The sequence below is a fragment of the Aminipila luticellarii genome (genome assembly GCF_004103735.1).
Lineage (GTDB): Bacteria > Bacillota > Clostridia > Peptostreptococcales > Anaerovoracaceae > Aminipila > Aminipila luticellarii.
Window position 1 is genome coordinate 156,721 of record NZ_CP035281.1, and the last position, 17,412, is coordinate 174,132.

A 17,412-nucleotide genomic window follows, 5' to 3' on the forward strand; every position below is an offset into this window, starting at 1 on the left:
TAATTTTATGACAGGATTACTCTTAATAACTTTTTCCACGTTCGCTGGGTCAAGAGGAATTGATTGTAATGCCTCTTAACATTTTTAGCGTACCTTTCAAATTCGGTCATCATCGTAAAAAAACGATCGTCGTGAAAATGCGCTGCCATTTTAGGCAAGGTCTCAGCCAGTGCACTTTTCAGGAAGTGCATTCTTTGTTCATATTCTTCCGGATCCGTAATGTAGACCAGAAGCGGCTTATACCGTACCCATCCGATGCAAGCATTTAAAAATCTTGTATTGATAGTCGAGGAGTTTGCTGTTATTTCTGAAAGATGGATTGGTAGCACGCCTTCCAGCAAATATTGATAAATGGAAAAGCCGTCATGAAAGGTATAGCACGGAATTCTGCGGACGACTCGATCTTGCAGCATAGTAGATAAAAATGTATCCTCTCCTCTGGCTCCCGGAGGGTTGAAAAATGGAAGTGACTTATCCGGCTTATTCAGATTGATGCACAGATTCGCTCCTGAAATAAATTTACATCCCCCTATCAGAGGTACATCCGATGCGTCGTTTTGGGTCAGCACATCAGTCGAAGCGTATGTAACGCCGCCGGACTCCATGAGATTTTTAATATTGGGCCAGCTTATAATGTCGTTGCTGATGGCTTCAATAAATAATCTAAAATCCTGTTCGCTCAGCATATCGTTGAATTTTACCTGCGGAATCGGAGAAATATATCCGCAATGGAATCCATTCGTATAATCCGCATTTTCAATTTCTTTTATATGAGAGAGAAAAACCTGCTGGCCGCTCCAAAGGCAAATATTGTGGTTATTCGTCACAGCCAGGGGGTATTCATCGTCATCCAGGAATAGCAGGGCGTTCATTTGATTCTCAATGGCCGCATACAATACGGCATTTCTCTTTCCGGCATATCCTGCCCCAAAAACACTTGTTAATTCGGCCTGAGTAAATTCTCCGCTCCGCCGAAGCTTCTCAACACTTCTTAATGCGTTTTTTGCTCCGACAAAAGTAATGCTGTCAAAAGTGTCCACAATTTCCTGACTCAGATTCGTATAATCGGTAGACTTCGTGTGATGATATTCCACGTCATATGCGACAAAGAGATGCAGGCTAAGCTTTACATCTTTCTGAAGGCTGGCTTTTGAAGCGTTCCAAGTATTGATGTAAGTCGCCAGAACTTTTCTGAAGTTTCTCCTGCCGGTAGTAAAACCAATTCCCATACGAATTTCTTTCATTTACACGCCTTCTTTCCTTTTCCTGTTTTTTGTATTACTTTCTTATTCCACTTGACTGGGTATTACATATATACTATCAAATGCTTATACCCCTGTCAAATCGGCAGGGGTTGCAAAACAAGAAGCAGATTGGCGCCAGAAAAAATTTTTAATGATTTTCCAACAATTCCAGTGTTTTAAATTTAAGCTTAATCGCGGTCTGCGTTGAAAGCTTTTCTTTATTGGACTCCCGCAGTTTCAACAAATCTTCTGTCATGCCTACGGCCGCATAGGTGGTCGTCTCAAAGGTTTTCAGCTGATTGGGATCATCCGATCCATCGATCAGGCATAGCGGCGGGAATAATACGCACCACCAATTATTTCCTTCCCCATTTCCAATGGTAATGTTCAACGCTTCATAATTCCCTGCCGGAAAAGTCATGTCTCCATAAGTCTTTTCGGGAATCCATCGTACTCCCAGTTCGGCATTAACCTTATAATCATAGCCATTTTCTTTTATTATCTTTTCTGCGACCTTTTCGATTAAATCTAAGTGGGATAATAAATAGGCCCTCGATTCTTCCGCATCCAATGAAACCTGTGCGGTCGTCCTGCTGTCCACTACGGCCATGGTTTCTTTCGCGGGCTCTTCTTCCCTTTGTTTCCGGTCTCCTCCTGGCTCTGCGGGGCTGCTTCCACGGAATCATACTTTTCCATGGTCTCTTTTATCAGCTTTTGATTGACCGCCTCAAGCACTCCGTCCCGTACCTTCAATTTCAGCTGTTGGTCTTCCGGCGAATTGCTGTTCGCCACCACGTGAAAACGGATAATTCCGGAATGAACATCGCCCTTCTTATCGTTTTGGGTATACCACCCTGTATATAAAATCATGCATATTAAAATAAATAACATGGCCTGCATCTGCCGTTTATCAATCTCATAAAAAAACCTCCTGTAAGGTTACTTCCTTATTTGGGAGTATTGCCAACAGAAGGCTTTTTATTCATGATTCTATTATTTTACGATTAAAAGCTTCAGACCTGGCTGCAAGGTCTGGTCTGCAGCCAATTCATTGATCTCTGTTATCATTTCCATGGTGGTCCTGTATTTTTTGGCAATATTCCAAAGTGTGTCTCCATTCTTTGTAATATATACCACCATTCCCGGTTTCCTGCCTGCTTCATCCTTAGCCTCTACAAAGCAAACATTTTGAATGACCTCATATTTATCCTGACCATATACGGAGGAGGAAATAAATAGGTTGGCGTTGACTTCAATTTGTTTTGCGTTAATTCGGTCAAACCACAATTCTTTGATGGCAATCTCGCTGTTTGCTTTCGTATCGCCCCGTCCCATTGGAATTTCCATGGCTCCCCTGAAAGGAACTTCCTTATTCAATCTGAACGCTGCCTTCTTTTCATCCTCGAGATAACGAGCTCACCGCTGAATCCTGCACCTCTTTATTGAGCGGGTGGAGATCGGTGAACGAGAAGCAAAATGGTCTCACACCGCCCCGCAGGAAATCAATATCTACTACCGGGACATTGGCTTAATGGACAGCGTAACTGAACAGCAAACAGAGCAAAAAACACAGAGTGATTCACCAGAGGTCGCATAAAACGGCAATCGGCAGACAGCGGAAACCCACTGCCTGCCGATATACATACCGCCCCACTTCACCACGGCTTGGAGAATGTCCCTATTACACCGTGGGGAACGGGGTCGTTTTTTTCTTGAAAATCACAGATAACTGTGGTAACATTGTAAGGTATATGAGAAATTATATGATAGATGCACTGGCTGAAGCCAAAAAAGCCTATGCCTGCGGTGAGATTCCCATTGGAGCTATTGTTGAAAAAGATGGGACAATCGTTGGCAGAGGGTATAATTTAACAGAAACTTTACAAGACCCGACAGCACATGCAGAATTGATTGCCATACGGGAAGCGGCCAAAGCTTTAGGAGGATGGAGGCTGCTCGGCTGCAATCTATATGTAACCTGCGAGCCGTGCGCCATGTGTGCCGGGGCTATTGTCTGGTCCAGAATGAAAAAAGTTTTTATTGGGGCGATGGATCCCAAGGGCGGAGCTTGCGGCTCAGTGTTTAATATTATTCAGGAAGAAAAGCTGAACCATTTTGTTGAAATGGAAACAGGTGTCATGGAAACAGAATGCTCAAGCCTGTTAAAAGATTTTTTTAAAAATTTACGGCGGCGGGGTTCGAGATGGGATAAGCAAAAGAACTCAGGGCTTACAAAATAGAAAGTGGAGGAACTTAAATGAAAAAATCGATAAGTGCAGTGGCTGCACTGGCGTTATTACTGGTAATGATGACAACATCTCTTTGTTTTGCAGGAACCTTGAAGCTGGAGGATTCTTATCCGAGGGACAATGAAAAGGGAATGCAGGTCGAGAACTCAGGTGTAAAGCTGTACTTCAACCAAAATATGATCAATAAAGAGAACGTGAAAGAAAATTTAAAAAGCTTTAAGCTTACGGATGCAAAAGGAAAGGCTCTGCCGATTCGGGTGGTTTACAGTCCGAAGGAAGAAGGACTGGTTCTTGTTCTTGTGAATAAGCAGACTCTGGCGTCCGACAGTTCGTATAAGCTTTTTATTTCAAAGAATGTAACGGCAGCCTCGGGAGACAGTCTTGGAAAAAATCAGGTGATTCATTTTAATACAATAGATACCAGCTCCTCCATGAAAGCGAATATGGTCATGATGGGCATCATGATGGTGGGTGTTATCTGGGCTTCCAGTAAAGCCGCTAAGAAGCAGGTAGAAAAGGAGAAAGAAGAAGCGGGAGCAGAAGAACCAGTAAATCCGTATAAAGTGGCAAAGGAAACCGGAAAATCCGTAGAAGAAATCGTTGCAAAGGATCAGAAGGAAAAAGAAAAGCATCGAAGAAAGATGGAGAGGAAACTTGCAAGAGAGGCGGATGAAGACGAAGAAGACGACGAAATCATTGAAAATGACAATAAACGGGTAAAAGGACCGCGGCCAATTTCGGCAGGCGGAGGCACCTACATTACAGGAAGAAAAGCGGCGGCAGAAGAAGCCGCCAGAAAAAAAGCTCTGGCGGGAACCACAAGACCTAAGAATAAAGGAAAGAAAAAGATAATCAATAAAGATCAGCTCACTTTATGATATAGGATAAGGTGAGCTGTTTTGTTTACGGAGAGACCAAATTTCGGAAAGGTACTGCGGATGAAAGAAATCACGATAAAATCTTATGCAAAGATAAACTTGTCATTAGATGTCCTGGGGGTTCTTCCCAATGGATACCATCAAGTGGAAATGATCATGCAGCAGCTTGAGCTTCATGATCTGGTGACCGTCAAATGGACAGAAACCAGGGAACAGGACCAGGAAACCATTCTTTTAACGGCAAACAAGAGCAGTATTCCGTTGAATCGTGAAAATCTTGCGTATAAGGCTGCCGAGATAATGTGCAGCAGTTTACATAAAACGGGAAAAATAGAAATCCATATAGAGAAAAACATACCGGTGGCAGCAGGCCTGGCCGGAGGAAGCGGAAATGCAGCAGCAGTGCTGCATGCTTTAAATTATCTTTGGGATACCGGGCTGTCGGTGAGAGAGCTTTGTGAGACAGGACTTAAATTGGGAGCAGATGTGCCTTTTTGCATCATGGGTCAGGCGAAAGGAAATGTTCAGCTTGGTTCCAAAATAAGTGAGGATTCGTTGGCATGCACCTGCGCCCTTGCGGAGGGAATCGGGGAAAAGCTTACCCCTGTCACGCCGCTTTGCTGTGAAGTGCTGCTCAGCAAACCGCCTATAGGAATTTCAACAGCCGAGGTTTATAAAGGAATAGATGCAGAGCTGGGACTCGGAAAGCCTGCAAATGGAGAGGCTGCCGGAAAGGTTCAGCGTCATTTGAGGACAGAAGAACTCATAGATGGATTAAATTCAAAAAATTGCGAAAAAATAGCGGAGAACATGTTAAATGTACTTGAATTATTCAGTGCAAAGAGGTATCCTATCATTATGTATACAAAAGACAAGATTATTCGGCAGGGCAGTGCTGCCAAAGTCCTGATGAGCGGAAGCGGCCCCACTGTATTTGCCATATATTTTGACGGCTCAGAACCTGATGGGGATTATAAGCTCCTGTGTGAGATGAACGAAGAAACGTATGTTACTAGGACATTAGTAAAATAATAAAGATGAGGTGAAAGATGTTAAATTTTGATATTCAGAATCATAGGCCCCTTAGAGAGATCGTCTATGAAGAATTAAAACTGCAAATTTTGACGGGAAAAATTGTTCCCGGTACGCGAATGATGGAAGTGGAGCTGGCCGAAGATATGGGCGTAAGTCGTACCCCTATTCGGGAAGCCATCCGAAAGCTGGAGAAAGAAGGACTTGTAACCATAGAGCCGCGCAGAGGAGCCTATGCTTCTCAGATTTCTACTGAGGATATGGTTGAGATTCTGGAGGTACGGCAGAACATGGAAGGCCTTGCCGCCTATATTGCAGCAGAGCGGATGAAACCTGAGCAGCTGAAGAATATTGAGCAGGCAGAGGAAGCCTATAATAAGGCCGTTGAGGATGGGAATACGGCTGATATGATCTATTACGATTCCAAGTTTCATAAATTAATTGTGGAAGCCAGCAATAATAAAACGCTGCTGCAGCTTATTGAGCCGCTGCAGGAAATGGCACTGAGATTCCGATACCTTTATTATGATGATTTCAAAAGAGCCGAGAACATGCCTCACGAGCATCAGGTCATTATAGATGCCATTGCACAGGGGAATGCAGAGGCTGCGAAAGAGGCCGCCGATACCCATATTAAAAAATTAAAAGAATTAGTAAGGACGGAGGGTGTTGTGTAAGCACTCACAAAAAAGCTTGTTTTTAGAGGAAAGTTCCCTTTAAAAACAGGCCTTTTTTATTACGTAGGAAATACCGCTTGCGATATTGACGGAATATCATAAAAAGCTACGTTCAGGTAAGCGGATGCATTTTCCTCATTTCATTCAATATGGCCTGACAAATATCATCGCTCATGACCGTTACAAAATTAGTGGTTAAAAAATCTTCTATTTCCAGTGTGAACGTTACTGTCATAACCGATTCATACTTTCCGTACATAAAGTCTTTATAGGAATTTGTATCTTGAACTTCTTCAAGCTTTGGTGTAGAAATATCAATTTCTTTATTTAAGAATTTTGCCAGGGCGGTGGAGGAAGAACCCATCATTTGATTCATCAGTTCACAGATTGCACTTTTTGAAATCTCGTCTATCTCCGTGATCTCCATACAGGTCATCTGACAGACCATCTTTAAAATATCTTCACGCTTTAGAAGCAAGGAATTCGTACCCTTCAACCCCTTAACATAATCAACGCTGATACCATAAGCAGGTTCCAGATAGGTGATATCCAACTCTCTGGAAGTTACGATTTCTACCGTTGGAATAGAAATACCAACCTTTCTGCTCAGTATAGTGGATAAGGCAGTAGCGGAAGAACCAATGCCAATATTGAAAAGCTCACCTATTGCATCTATCTCTTTTTTTGTTACATCCATATTAATCTCCTTGCATCTTAAACTGCATATAAATTGAAGAAATTTACCTTTTAAGATTATCACAAATGCCCCCATTATTCAATTCGTTTCATTCGGATTATATTTATATGAAACAAGTAGTAATACAAACAAAGGACGCGGAATAAAATGTATTGTGTTTAATGTATGCAAGGCGGACAATGCCGCAGAATTAAAGTTCCAAATCTAACGTATAAGGGGGATAATATCATGACCTATGATAAGAATATACCTGATTTTGCACTTCAGCCAGCCAAGGAATCGGAGGAAACAGAGGAGTTTGATCCGTCACCATATGACCGACTATTAAATTTGCACAGTCAGGAGCAGACAGAAGAACCGGATCCGGATTTACAGCACCATACTGTTCGGGATTATGTTTTTCCTTCCTTCTCAGGGGTAGAGGACATCGGAAGAAAGTCAGAAAAAATAGAGATACCGGAAGAAATGATTATGGGAGAGCAAAGACCGGAACCGATAGAAATAGAGAAAGCAGACACGGCTTATGAGGAAAAGCCAGAAGCGAAGCCGGATATGCTGTATGAGGAAGCAGAAACGGTAAACCTTGAAAACTCCCAAGCAGAAGCTGAAAGCACTGAGACAGCAGAGGCCGCAAACGTTGAAGGACCGGAAGAGATAACCGAAGTGGCAGCAGAGCCGGAGCCAGAACCGGAACCGGAAACAATTCAGGTCATCAGCAGACCTGAATATGACCTGGAGCTCGAAAAAGAATTGGAAACGAAAGCCGAACCGATCGAACCCACCGAACCGGCAAAGCCCGCCATGGCTGCTCCGCAGGCAGCGGCGCCGAACAGTGAAGCTGCAGTGATTGTTCCTACAGCGGGAGCACTGGTGACCAATGAATTAAAAATGACCGATATCCGGGAAAAACCGGAAACCAAAGTATATATAGAGGAAGATATTTTAGTGCCGGATACAAAAGAAGACTTAGCTTCTATTCTTTCCATGACCGGCAAAGCAAGTCTGGCTGATTCGGAAATCCGTGTGGGGCAGCTTAGTCAGGATTCCGTAAAGGTAACTGGAGAGATTGAACTGCACACCTTATATATTCCGGAGAACTATATCGGAGAACACCATATCATCAGCATTCAATCCAGACTGCCGTTTAAGACCGAATGGAATGTATCCGCAGAACCTCAGTCCAGGCTGGTCATCAAGCCGACTATTGAAAGTATTGATTATACCGTAATAAATGAACGAAAATTCAGGGCAAAGCTGACCGTGAGGCTGGCCATGCGTGAATATGCCAACGTTGAAATGCAGGTATTTCAGGGCATAAAGGGTGAAAAGTTACAGCTTTTAAAAGAAAAGATCCAAATGACCCATGTATCCGAACGAAAATCAGATGTAATGGAAATCAATGAAACACTGGCTTTAAAAGATTCTCAGCCAAAGCCTGAACGGATCTTAAAATATGATGTGGACATCGTAGAGAATCATAAACAGATTACAGAGGATAAGGCGGTAGTAAATGCAACCATTTATTGCAACGTGCTCTATCTGGGAAACACCAATGATGTAGAAGCCATGAGCCTAGAAGAGAGCGGAGCACCGAAGCTTTCGCCTCAGCTGTTCCAAGGGAAAACTGAATTTACACAGTTTATACCGATTGCAAATCCGGCAGAGGGAAGCAAGATTGATTTTAACTACAACGACTTGACGGTGCATATTAAAGAGCCGGATCCGGAAGAATCCTCCGAAAACGCTTTTGCGCTGGAAGGAAATGTGGAAACCACCATTGAAATTTACAAAAATCTGGAGCGGGAGATCGTGACGGATATCTACCATAGGTCGAAGGATGTTATCTGTGACAAAGTAGAACTGGAAGCCATGTCCCTAGGCGGCAGCGGTGTGACAGAGGCCGCCGTAAGAGAAATTATCAATGTGCCTGAAAAATATGGCGAAGTGAAGAGAGTTATTTACATATACGGGAATATTAAAAACAGTAAAAGCTTTTTGGAGCAGAATAAAAACATTGTGGAAGGAACCATTGATATTACCTTGCTGTGTCTTCCGGAGGATGAAAAGAAGGCAGCGTTCAGATTGAATAAGGAAGTTCCTTTCAGGGGAGCCATGGAAATTCCAATGGGACGGGGCGATACGAAAGCAAACAGCGAGATTGCCATCAAAGAATTGTGGTTTGACCGAATTAACGCAAAACAAATTGAAGTCAACGCCAACCTATTTATTTCCTCCTCCGTATATGGTCAGGATAAATATGAGGTCATTCAAAATGTTTGCTTTGTAGAGGCTAAGGATGAAGCAGGCAGGAAACCGGGAATGGTGGTATATATTACAAAGAATGGAGACACACTTTGGAATATTGCCAAAAAATACAGGACCACCATGGAAATGATAACAGAGATCAATGAATTGGCTGCAGACCAGACCTTGCAGCCAGGTCTGAAGCTTTTAATCGTAAAATAATAGAATCATGAATAAAAAGCCTTCTGTTGGCAATACTCCCAAATAAGGAAGTAACCTTACAGGAGGTTTTTTTATGAGATTTGATAAACGGCAGATGCAGGCCATGTTATTTATTTTAATATGCATGATTTTATATACAGGGTGGTATACCCAAAACGATAAGAAGGGCGATGTTCATTCCGGAATTATCCGTTTTCACGTGGTGGCGAACAGCAATTCGCCGGAAGACCAACAGCTGAAATTGAAGGTACGGGACGGAGTGCTTGAGGCGGTCAATCAAAAGCTGATAAAAGAGACCATGGAAAAGTATGATTCCGTGGAAGCAGCCCCGCAGAGCCAGGAGGAGACCGGAAACAAAGGGGAAGAAGAGCCCGCGAAAGAAACCATGGCCGTAGTGGACAGCAGGACGACCGCACAGGTTTCATTGGATGCGGAAGAATCGAGGGCCTATTTATTATCCCACTTAGATTTAATCGAAAAGGTCGCAGAAAAGATAATAAAAGAAAATGGCTATGATTATAAGGTTAATGCCGAACTGGGAGTACGATGGATTCCCGAAAAGACTTATGGAGACATGACTTTTCCGGCAGGGAATTATGAAGCGTTGAACATTACCATTGGAAATGGGGAAGGAAATAATTGGTGGTGCGTATTATTCCCGCCGCTATGCCTGATCGATGGATCGGATGATCCCAATCAGCTGAAAACCTTTGAGACGACCACCTATGCGGCCGTAGGCATGACAGAAGATTTGTTGAAACTGCGGGAGTCCAATAAAGAAAAGCTTTCAACGCAGACCGCGATTAAGCTTAAATTTAAAACACTGGAATTGTTGGAAAATCATTAAAAATTTTTTCTGGCGCCAATCTGCTTCTTGTTTTGCAACCCCTGCCGATTTGACAGGGGTATAAGCATTTGATAGTATATATGTAATACCCAGTCAAGTGGAATAAGAAAGTAATACAAAAAACAGGAAAAGGAAAGAAGGCGTGTAAATGAAAGAAATTCGTATGGGAATTGGTTTTACTACCGGCAGGAGAAACTTCAGAAAAGTTCTGGCGACTTACATCAATACTTGGAACGCTTCAAAAGCCAGCCTTCAGAAAGATGTAAAGCTTAGCCTGCATCTCTTTGTCGCATATGACGTGGAATATCATCACACGAAGTCTACCGATTATACGAATCTGAGTCAGGAAATTGTGGACACTTTTGACAGCATTACTTTTGTCGGAGCAAAAACGCATTAAGAAGTGTTGAGAAGCTTCGGCGGAGCGGAGAATTTACTCAGGCCGAATTAACAAGTGTTTTTGGGGCAGGATATGCCGGAAAGAGAAATGCCGTATTGTATGCGGCCATTGAGAATCAAATGAACGCCCTGCTATTCCTGGATGACGATGAATACCCCCTGGCTGTGACGAATAACCACAATATTGCCTTTGGAGCGGCCAGCAGGTTTTTCTCTCTCATATAAAAGAAATTGAAAATGCGGATTATACGAATGGATTCCATTGCGGATATATTTCTCCGATTCCGCAGGTAAAATTCAACGATATGCTGAGCGAACAGGATTTTAGATTATTTATTGAAGCCATCAGCAACGACATTATAAGCTGGCCCAATATTAAAAATCTCATGGAGTCCGGCGGCGTTACATACGCTTCGACTGATGTGCTGACCCAAAACGACGCATCGGATGTACCTCTGATAGGGGGATGTAAATTTATTTCAGGAGCGAATCTGTGCATCAATCTGAATAAGCCGGATAAGTCACTTCCATTTTTCAACCCTCCGGGAGCCAGAGGAGAGGATACATTTTTATCTACTATGCTGCAAGATCGAGTCGTCCGCAGAATTCCGTGCTATACCTTTCATGACGGCTTTTCCATTTATCAATATTTGCTGGAAGGCGTGCTACCAATCCATCTTTCAGAAATAACAGCAAACTCCTCGACTATCAATACAAGATTTTTAAATGCTTGCATCGGATGGGTACGGTATAAGCCGCTTCTGGTCTACATTACGGATCCGGAAGAATATGAACAAAGAATGCACTTCCTGAAAAGTGCACTGGCTGAGACCTTGCCTAAAATGGCAGCGCATTTTCACGACGATCGTTTTTTTACGATGATGACCGAATTTGAAAGGTACGCTAAAAATGTTAAGAGGCATTACAATCAATTCCTCTTGACCCAGCGAACGTGGAAAAAGTTATTAAGAGTAATCCTGTCATAAAATTAAAATTTAATCGAAAAGCAAAAGGAGGGTGCGTCCTGATGGAATAAAATCAGGACACACCCTCTTTGTATATGAGAAAATCACACCGTGTAGAGTGATTGAATTTTCTCCGGACTAATTGCTGGTCTTTTCTCCCAGCGTCAGATTCAGCTTTTTCATTTCATTATCATTGTTGCGGACCACTGTAATCTGCACCTTGTCCCCCACCTTATATCCGTCAAAGGCACTGGTCAGATCCGATGCGGAATTGATTTTTTTATCGCCTACATAATAGATCATATCACCGCTCTTAAAACCGGCTGCCTTGGCAAAATCGCTGTCCACGCTCTTGACGTAGATCCCCAGGCTGGTCACCCCGTAATAAACGGCGTTCCGCATGGAAGTTAGATCTACGAAGGTCATGCCGGTATCGATTCTTCCTCGTACATATCCGTAATCCGCCAGCTCCTGAGCGATTTTTTTCACTTTGTTGACCGGAATGGCAAAGCCCAGCCCCTCGACATCGGAACCGGAGGATTTGGCAACAATGATTCCCACCAGCTCTCCATTCTGATTGAACATGCCGCCGCCGGAATTGCCCGGATTAATGGAAGCATCTGTTTGAAGCAGCGTCATGCTCTTGCCGTCAATGGTAATGGAGCGATCCAGAGCACTTACGATTCCGGCAGTAACGGTTCCGCCCAGACTTCCCAGAGGATTTCCGATTACGACAGATAAATCGCCGACCTCCAGTGCGCTGCTGTCCCCATAGACCACCGGAGTAAGCCCTGAGGCATCAATTTTTAAAACGGCAATGTCCGTTTCATCATCCCGGCCGATTAATTTTGCCGAATACGATTTGCCGCTTTTTAAGGTAACGGTAATTTTATTGGAATTCTCAATCACGTGGTTGTTGGTTACGATGTACCCGTCAGCAGAAATGACCACTCCGCTTCCGGCACCCTCCGTAACATATTGCTGCATCCAGGAATCTGTTACCATAGCTTCGGTCTTTATTTCCACCACAGAGTTGGCATTCAGAGCCGCAATCTCTTTGATGGTCAAATTTCCGTCCGTGGACTGCTCTATGGTAGTCCCGGTATTGGATATACTTAACTTGCCGTCTGCTTCGGAACGTTTGCCGAAGCTGTCACTTCCGGTGATCATATGGTTGGCGAACATGGCGCCGCCGAATCCGAAAATGGTCGAAGCAAGGAGACATAAGACAACCAGGAGTGCGATACTTCCCTTAGTAGATTTAAAGTGAAACCTGTGTTTCGGTCTTGACCCGTGATTTGCATTCGAATCAGACGAAGATGATGGTTCGTCCACGATGACGAAGTTTACATCTTGTATCGGTTCCTGTTGATTTTCCCCCGGATAATAGTTCTTAAAATGATCCATATTACAAATCCCCTCCTAATATATTAAATTTTTATTGTACTCAGGTTCCTGATTGGTACAATAATTAATGTATATTGATATATTAACTCGGTATTGTGATTTTTTTGTGAAAAAAAGATGTTTATGTGGTAAAATATATTGTTAATAGTATAGAATGACCTTTACAGGCGAATATTCACGGGTACACGGGAGATTGCAGAATGAAAACATATGAGATCTGGAAAGAATTTTTAACAGAACAGATTCATTTACATAATAGTAATGAAGAGATCAAAAATATAAACCGGCAATTACTTCAAGATCTGGAAGAATGTGCGGCTCTGGAAAATGCCGGAGAGGAAATCTATGAGCGGTTCTATAAAGATATAGAGTTTGGCACCGGCGGGTTGAGAGGAATTTTAGGAGCGGGTACGAACCGATTAAATATATACACGGTGGCGAAGGCGACTCAGGGAATAGCAGATTATATTCGAGCAGGGGAGTACCGGATGGATTCTCCGCTAAGGCAGAAAAAGAATCAGGCAGGGACTTCCGTTGCCATTTCCTATGACAGCCGCATTTATTCTGAGGTTTTTGCTAAAATAGCTGCGCAGGTATTGACTGCCAACGATATCGATGTATATTTATATGAGGAATTGATGCCCACACCGGCTCTTTCTTTTGCTGTAAGGCAGATGGACTGTTCTATGGGCATTATGATCACGGCCAGTCATAACCCGGCTAAATATAACGGATATAAGGTTTACGACGATTCCGGATGTCAGGTCACCTTGACCGCTGCGGAGAAAATTTTCAGATATATAGAACGGCTGGATATTTTTACAGATGTTAAATATAGTGGCGGAGATGGTATACTGAATATGCTGGGGGATGAAACGGTCAAAAACTATTTGGATGCGGTGCAGGCTGAGAGCACCTTATCTTCTGAGGAAGAAAGAAAGGCTTTAAGCAGGCTGTCCGTAGTGTATACCCCGCTGAACGGCACAGGGAACAAACCGGTACGGGCTATTTTGGAGCGGATCGGCGTCACAAAAATTGCTGTGGTGAAGGAACAGGAACTGCCGGACGGCCATTTCCCCACCTGCCCCTATCCCAATCCTGAAAAAAGAGAAGCTCTTGAACTGGGGCTTGAACTTTGCGGCAGGCTTGCCCGAGAAGCCGCCGCTTCCGGGCAGACCGCAGATATTCCGGATATTCTTCTGGCGACGGATCCGGACTGTGACAGAGTGGGTCTTGCTGTTTGCGAAAGCAGCGGCAGGGGAGAAGAAGGCAGAAATGGTAAGGCGAAGGAGAGCCGGCCGGTCTACCGGCTTCTATCCGGCAACGAGGTGGGTGTCCTTCTATTCGATTTTTTGATTAAAAAGAAGGCAGAAACCGGATTAAAAAAGAATCCGTGTGTGATAACCACCATTGTATCCACTCGGATGACGGCTGCTATTGCGGCGAAGCATGGAGTTCGGATGATTTTGACGCTGACCGGCTTTAAGTTTATCGGAGAACAAATTGCATTTCTGGAAAATGAGAACAGAGAAGCGGAGTTCCTGTTTGGATTTGAAGAAAGCTATGGGTATCTGTCGGGAACCTATGTAAGAGATAAGGATGCGGTGAACGGTTCCATGCTCATCTGCGAAATGGCGGCGTATTACAAAGAAAAAGGACTGACGCTTGCTGATCGGCTGGAGGAACTGTATCAAGAATACGGATACTTTAAGAATCATCTGATCGATTTTACTTTTGAAGGCTCAAAGGGCATGGAAATCATGAATCAGCTCATGCAGAGATTCAGAGAAGAACTGCCAAGCCGGTTGATCGGCAGACCGATTCTGGAAGTAGCAGACTATCAGAAGCAGGAACGGTATTTTCTGAATGAAGACGGACAGCCGTCCGGTTCGGTCTGTATCAATCTTCCCAAGTCAGACGTAATAGAAGTGGTGCTGGAAGGAGGAAGCTCCTTTACGGTGAGACCTTCCGGAACGGAGCCTAAAATTAAAATCTATTTATCGGCAAAGGGCAATACAGCTCAAGAATCTGAAAAGGTTATCGTCGATCTGACAGAAGAATTAACAAAGATAGTTCATCGTAAATAAACGATATGTTTAAAAGGAGAAATTTTATAAATGGGAAAAGCATTAATTGCTATAGATAAAAGTAAAATGTATAGAGTCTATCTGACCATTAGCACAGACATGGTAGAAGAGGCAAGAAAAATTCACAATACGACGCCTCTGGCAACTGCGGGGCTGGGTCGTGTTCTGACGGGAGCAGGCCTGATGGGTCTTATGCTTAAAGGGCAGAGAGATAAACTGACCTTGAGCTTTACCGGAGACGGTCCTGCGAGACAGATTCTGGCCACAGCGGATGCTGCGGGTAACGTAAAAGGATATATCGCAAATCCCGATGTAGACCTTCCTCTTACGGAAGCCGGAAAGCTGGACGTTGGCGGATCTCTGGGAGTCGGAGATTTAAAGGTCATCAAGGATCTGGGATTAAAAGAACCGTATATGGGCAGTATTGCTCTTGTTTCCGGTGAAATTGCAGATGATCTGACGGCGTACTTTTTTATTTCAGAACAGCAGAATTCTTCTGTTGCCTTGGGAGTAAAAGTCGCAAGAGATTTATCCGTACTCTGTTCGGGAGGAATGATCATCCAGATGCTGCCCGGATTTGAAGAGGAAGCTGTAGATGCGCTGGAGGAAATGCTGGATAAAATGAAACCGCTGACCACTTTGATTGAAGAAGTCCTGTTACAAGCTGCGGGGAAAACGGAAGAAGGCCTGTTAGAAGCTTTGATGGCATATATTTTTAAAGATATGCCGGAGAAATATAGGCCTGAGACGTTAGAATTCAGAGAAATCAAATGGAACTGCGATTGCAGTGAAGAGCGTCTGGAACAGGCGCTGATGACTATTGGCAGAAAAGATTTGACCGAAATCCTTGAAGAGGATGGTCAGGCAGAACTGGTCTGTCAATTCTGTGAGAAAAAATATTTTTTTGACAAGAAACACTTGGAAGAAATACTTTCAAGGATGTAGGGGGCATAATAATGATTAAATTAGGCGTCATTTTTGGCGGCAGATCCGGTGAGCATGAGATATCGCTTATGTCGGCCGCATCTGTCATAAACGCGCTGGATAAAACGAAGTTCAAACCGTTTTTTTTTGGTATTACCAAGGAAGGCAGATGGAAGCACTTTGAAGGAACCGCTGCGGAAATTGAAAGCGGGCAATGGGAGAAAACAGCCACAGAATTTAACCCGGGCCGCTTGAAGGAGCTGGTGGATTTTGTGTTGCCCATCCTGCACGGACCGTACGGTGAGGATGGAACCATTCAGGGAATGTTTGAAATGTTGGATATTCCGTATGCGGGCTGCGGTGTTTTAGCGTCGGCAGTGGCGATGGATAAGGCTGTGGCGAAGGATATCTTTGCAAAGGCGGGTCTGCCGATCTGTAAGCATGCCCTTTCCTATGCGGAGGATTTCACATTAGATAAGGGTAAAGCAGACGAAAAGCGGCTGAAAAAGGAAGCAGAAAAAATTGAAGCAAAAGTGCCTTATCCTATGTTTGTAAAACCGGCCAATATGGGTTCCAGTGTGGGAATCACTAAGGCAAAGGATCGGGACGGCTTGTGCAAGGCACTGATTGAAGCGGCCAAATACGACCGAAGAATTGTGATCGAAGAAGGGCTGGATTGCAGAGAGCTTGAAACCGGCGTGATCGGGAATCATCATCCGGAGGCCGCCGCAGTGGGCGAGATATTACCGTCCTCAGAATTTTACGATTACAGAGCTAAATATTTTGACGGAGGCCAGTCCAAGGTCTGTGTGCCGGCAGATATACCGGAGAAAATAAAAGAAGAAGTGCGGGATATTGCCGTAAGAGCCTATATGGCACTGGACTGTGCAGGATTTTCCAGAGTGGACTTCTTCTTGGAGAAAAAGACGGGCAGGGTTTATATAAATGAGATAAATACCATACCGGGATTTACGAAATTCAGCATGTTCTCTAAACTGTGGGAAGAAGCTGGCGTTCCGTATTCCCAATTGATTGAAAGGATTGTGGATTTTGGTTATGAAAGATATCATGCTAAAAATAGTAGGTAGGCAGGTCTCAATAGATTCGGACAATGAAGATCAGATCGAGTTTGTTACAGAGGGCAAAATCTATAAAAAGGATCAGACAACCTATTTAATATATGAAGAGAGTGAAGTATCCGGAATGCCCGGATGCAAGACCAGCTTGAAGCTGAAAGGCGATACGATTAAAATGAAGCGTTTTGGAGACAGTGTCGGGCTGGATACGGTGATTGAATTTCAGAAGGGCAGGCGGTATGAGGGATTTTATGATACGCCTTTTGGAGCTATTGAAATGGAAGTCCTGACCAATGATCTGGTCAATAATCTTACACCGGAGGGGAAAGGTTCGATTGATATCGACTATCACGTCAGTTTGAAGGGTCTGTCGGAAGGCAGAAGCAAGTTGAATATACAAATTATTTAATACAATGAAATCTGTCAGCAGTGCGAAAGCACCGGATAGAAGGTTAAAGGGAATT

At 43.7% G+C, this 17,412-nt stretch carries 19 protein-coding genes; 13 read left to right on the plus strand and 6 right to left on the minus strand.

Going from position 1 to position 17,412, the window contains the following annotated elements:
• Positions 1-5 precede the first annotated feature (5 nt).
• The 4 genes from EQM06_RS00740 to EQM06_RS00755 all read right to left on the minus strand — a co-directional run bounded on the left by EQM06_RS00740 (position 6) and on the right by EQM06_RS00755 (position 2,621).
• A complete protein-coding gene (locus EQM06_RS00740) occupies positions 6-1,244 on the minus strand; it encodes a hypothetical protein (protein WP_128744520.1) in 1,239 nt (412 codons plus the stop codon).
• Between the two features lie 148 nt (positions 1,245-1,392).
• A complete protein-coding gene (locus tag EQM06_RS00745; protein WP_128744521.1) occupies positions 1,393-1,854 on the minus strand; it encodes a stage II sporulation protein R in 462 nt (153 codons plus the stop codon).
• Positions 1,845-2,135 carry a stage II sporulation protein R gene (locus EQM06_RS13230; protein ID WP_330548347.1) on the minus strand — a complete coding sequence of 97 codons (291 nt, stop codon included), beginning with the start codon at positions 2,133-2,135 and terminating at the stop codon, positions 1,845-1,847. Before EQM06_RS13230 ends, EQM06_RS00745 begins: the two co-directional genes overlap by 10 nt.
• A 102-nt stretch (positions 2,136-2,237) precedes the next feature.
• The gene (locus EQM06_RS00755; protein WP_128744523.1) at positions 2,238-2,621 is read right to left on the minus strand and encodes a LysM peptidoglycan-binding domain-containing protein; all 384 of its coding nucleotides are present in this window, start codon (positions 2,619-2,621) and stop codon (positions 2,238-2,240) included.
• Positions 2,622-2,673: 52 nt separating this feature from the next.
• Between EQM06_RS00755 and EQM06_RS13450 the strand changes: the two genes are divergently transcribed.
• The 5 genes from EQM06_RS13450 (at position 2,674) to EQM06_RS00780 (ending at position 6,080) form a co-directional block, all read left to right on the plus strand.
• On the plus strand, positions 2,674-2,841 hold the full coding sequence (locus EQM06_RS13450; RefSeq protein ID WP_408608683.1) for a DUF4368 domain-containing protein: 168 nt from the start codon (positions 2,674-2,676) through the stop codon (positions 2,839-2,841).
• 166 nt (positions 2,842-3,007) lie between these two features.
• Positions 3,008-3,484 (plus strand): tRNA adenosine(34) deaminase TadA, encoded by a 477-nt coding sequence (tadA, locus tag EQM06_RS00765; protein WP_128744524.1) that lies wholly within the window; start codon positions 3,008-3,010, stop codon positions 3,482-3,484.
• Between the two features lie 17 nt (positions 3,485-3,501).
• On the plus strand, positions 3,502-4,371 hold the full coding sequence (locus EQM06_RS00770; protein WP_128744525.1) for an Ig-like domain-containing protein: 870 nt from the start codon (positions 3,502-3,504) through the stop codon (positions 4,369-4,371).
• Positions 4,372-4,431: 60 nt separating this feature from the next.
• On the plus strand, positions 4,432-5,403 hold the full coding sequence (ispE, locus tag EQM06_RS00775) for a 4-(cytidine 5'-diphospho)-2-C-methyl-D-erythritol kinase (protein WP_128744526.1): 972 nt from the start codon (positions 4,432-4,434) through the stop codon (positions 5,401-5,403).
• 17 nt (positions 5,404-5,420) lie between these two features.
• Complete coding sequence (locus EQM06_RS00780) at positions 5,421-6,080, plus strand: GntR family transcriptional regulator (RefSeq protein WP_128744527.1); 660 nt, start codon at positions 5,421-5,423, stop codon at positions 6,078-6,080.
• 112 nt (positions 6,081-6,192) lie between these two features.
• Here the strand turns inward: EQM06_RS00780 and EQM06_RS00785 are convergent, their stop codons facing one another.
• The gene (locus EQM06_RS00785; RefSeq protein ID WP_164914292.1) at positions 6,193-6,777 is read right to left on the minus strand and encodes a chemotaxis protein CheC; all 585 of its coding nucleotides are present in this window, start codon (positions 6,775-6,777) and stop codon (positions 6,193-6,195) included.
• Between the two features lie 228 nt (positions 6,778-7,005).
• Here EQM06_RS00785 and EQM06_RS00790 point away from each other — a divergent pair, with 228 nt between their 5' ends.
• The 4 genes from EQM06_RS00790 (at position 7,006) to EQM06_RS12955 (ending at position 11,475) form a co-directional block, all read left to right on the plus strand.
• Positions 7,006-9,243 (plus strand): DUF3794 and LysM peptidoglycan-binding domain-containing protein, encoded by a 2,238-nt coding sequence (locus EQM06_RS00790; RefSeq protein ID WP_164914293.1) that lies wholly within the window; start codon positions 7,006-7,008, stop codon positions 9,241-9,243.
• Positions 9,244-9,316: 73 nt separating this feature from the next.
• Entirely contained in the window at positions 9,317-10,090 is a 774-nt protein-coding gene (locus EQM06_RS00795) for a stage II sporulation protein R (protein WP_128744530.1), read from the plus strand.
• A 148-nt stretch (positions 10,091-10,238) separates the two neighbouring features.
• Positions 10,239-10,490 carry a hypothetical protein gene (locus tag EQM06_RS12950; RefSeq protein WP_205666567.1) on the plus strand — a complete coding sequence of 84 codons (252 nt, stop codon included), beginning with the start codon at positions 10,239-10,241 and terminating at the stop codon, positions 10,488-10,490.
• Positions 10,491-10,794: 304 nt separating this feature from the next.
• On the plus strand, positions 10,795-11,475 hold the full coding sequence (locus EQM06_RS12955) for a hypothetical protein (protein ID WP_205666568.1): 681 nt from the start codon (positions 10,795-10,797) through the stop codon (positions 11,473-11,475).
• 117 nt (positions 11,476-11,592) lie between these two features.
• Here the strand turns inward: EQM06_RS12955 and EQM06_RS00805 are convergent, their stop codons facing one another.
• Complete coding sequence (locus EQM06_RS00805) at positions 11,593-12,861, minus strand: S1C family serine protease (RefSeq protein WP_128744531.1); 1,269 nt, start codon at positions 12,859-12,861, stop codon at positions 11,593-11,595.
• A gap of 200 nt (positions 12,862-13,061) precedes the next feature.
• On the opposite strand from EQM06_RS00805, the gene EQM06_RS00810 reads away from it, so the two are divergent.
• From EQM06_RS00810 to EQM06_RS00825, 4 genes are read left to right on the plus strand one after another with little or no spacing between them, the layout of a single operon-like run.
• Positions 13,062-14,948, plus strand: a complete 1,887-nt coding sequence (locus EQM06_RS00810) for a phospho-sugar mutase (RefSeq protein WP_128744532.1) — start codon at positions 13,062-13,064, stop codon at positions 14,946-14,948.
• Positions 14,949-14,978: 30 nt separating this feature from the next.
• Positions 14,979-15,893, plus strand: coding sequence for an Hsp33 family molecular chaperone HslO (gene hslO / locus EQM06_RS00815; RefSeq protein ID WP_128744533.1), 915 nt, complete (start codon positions 14,979-14,981; stop codon positions 15,891-15,893).
• Positions 15,894-15,904: 11 nt separating this feature from the next.
• Positions 15,905-16,960: a D-alanine--D-alanine ligase family protein gene (locus EQM06_RS00820; protein WP_330548348.1), complete on the plus strand. Its 1,056-nt coding sequence runs from the start codon at positions 15,905-15,907 to the stop codon at positions 16,958-16,960.
• Positions 16,929-17,357, plus strand: a complete 429-nt coding sequence (locus EQM06_RS00825; RefSeq protein ID WP_128744535.1) for a DUF1934 domain-containing protein — start codon at positions 16,929-16,931, stop codon at positions 17,355-17,357. The genes EQM06_RS00820 and EQM06_RS00825 overlap by 32 nt, the downstream gene beginning before the upstream one ends.
• The last annotated feature ends 55 nt before the right edge of the window (positions 17,358-17,412 follow it).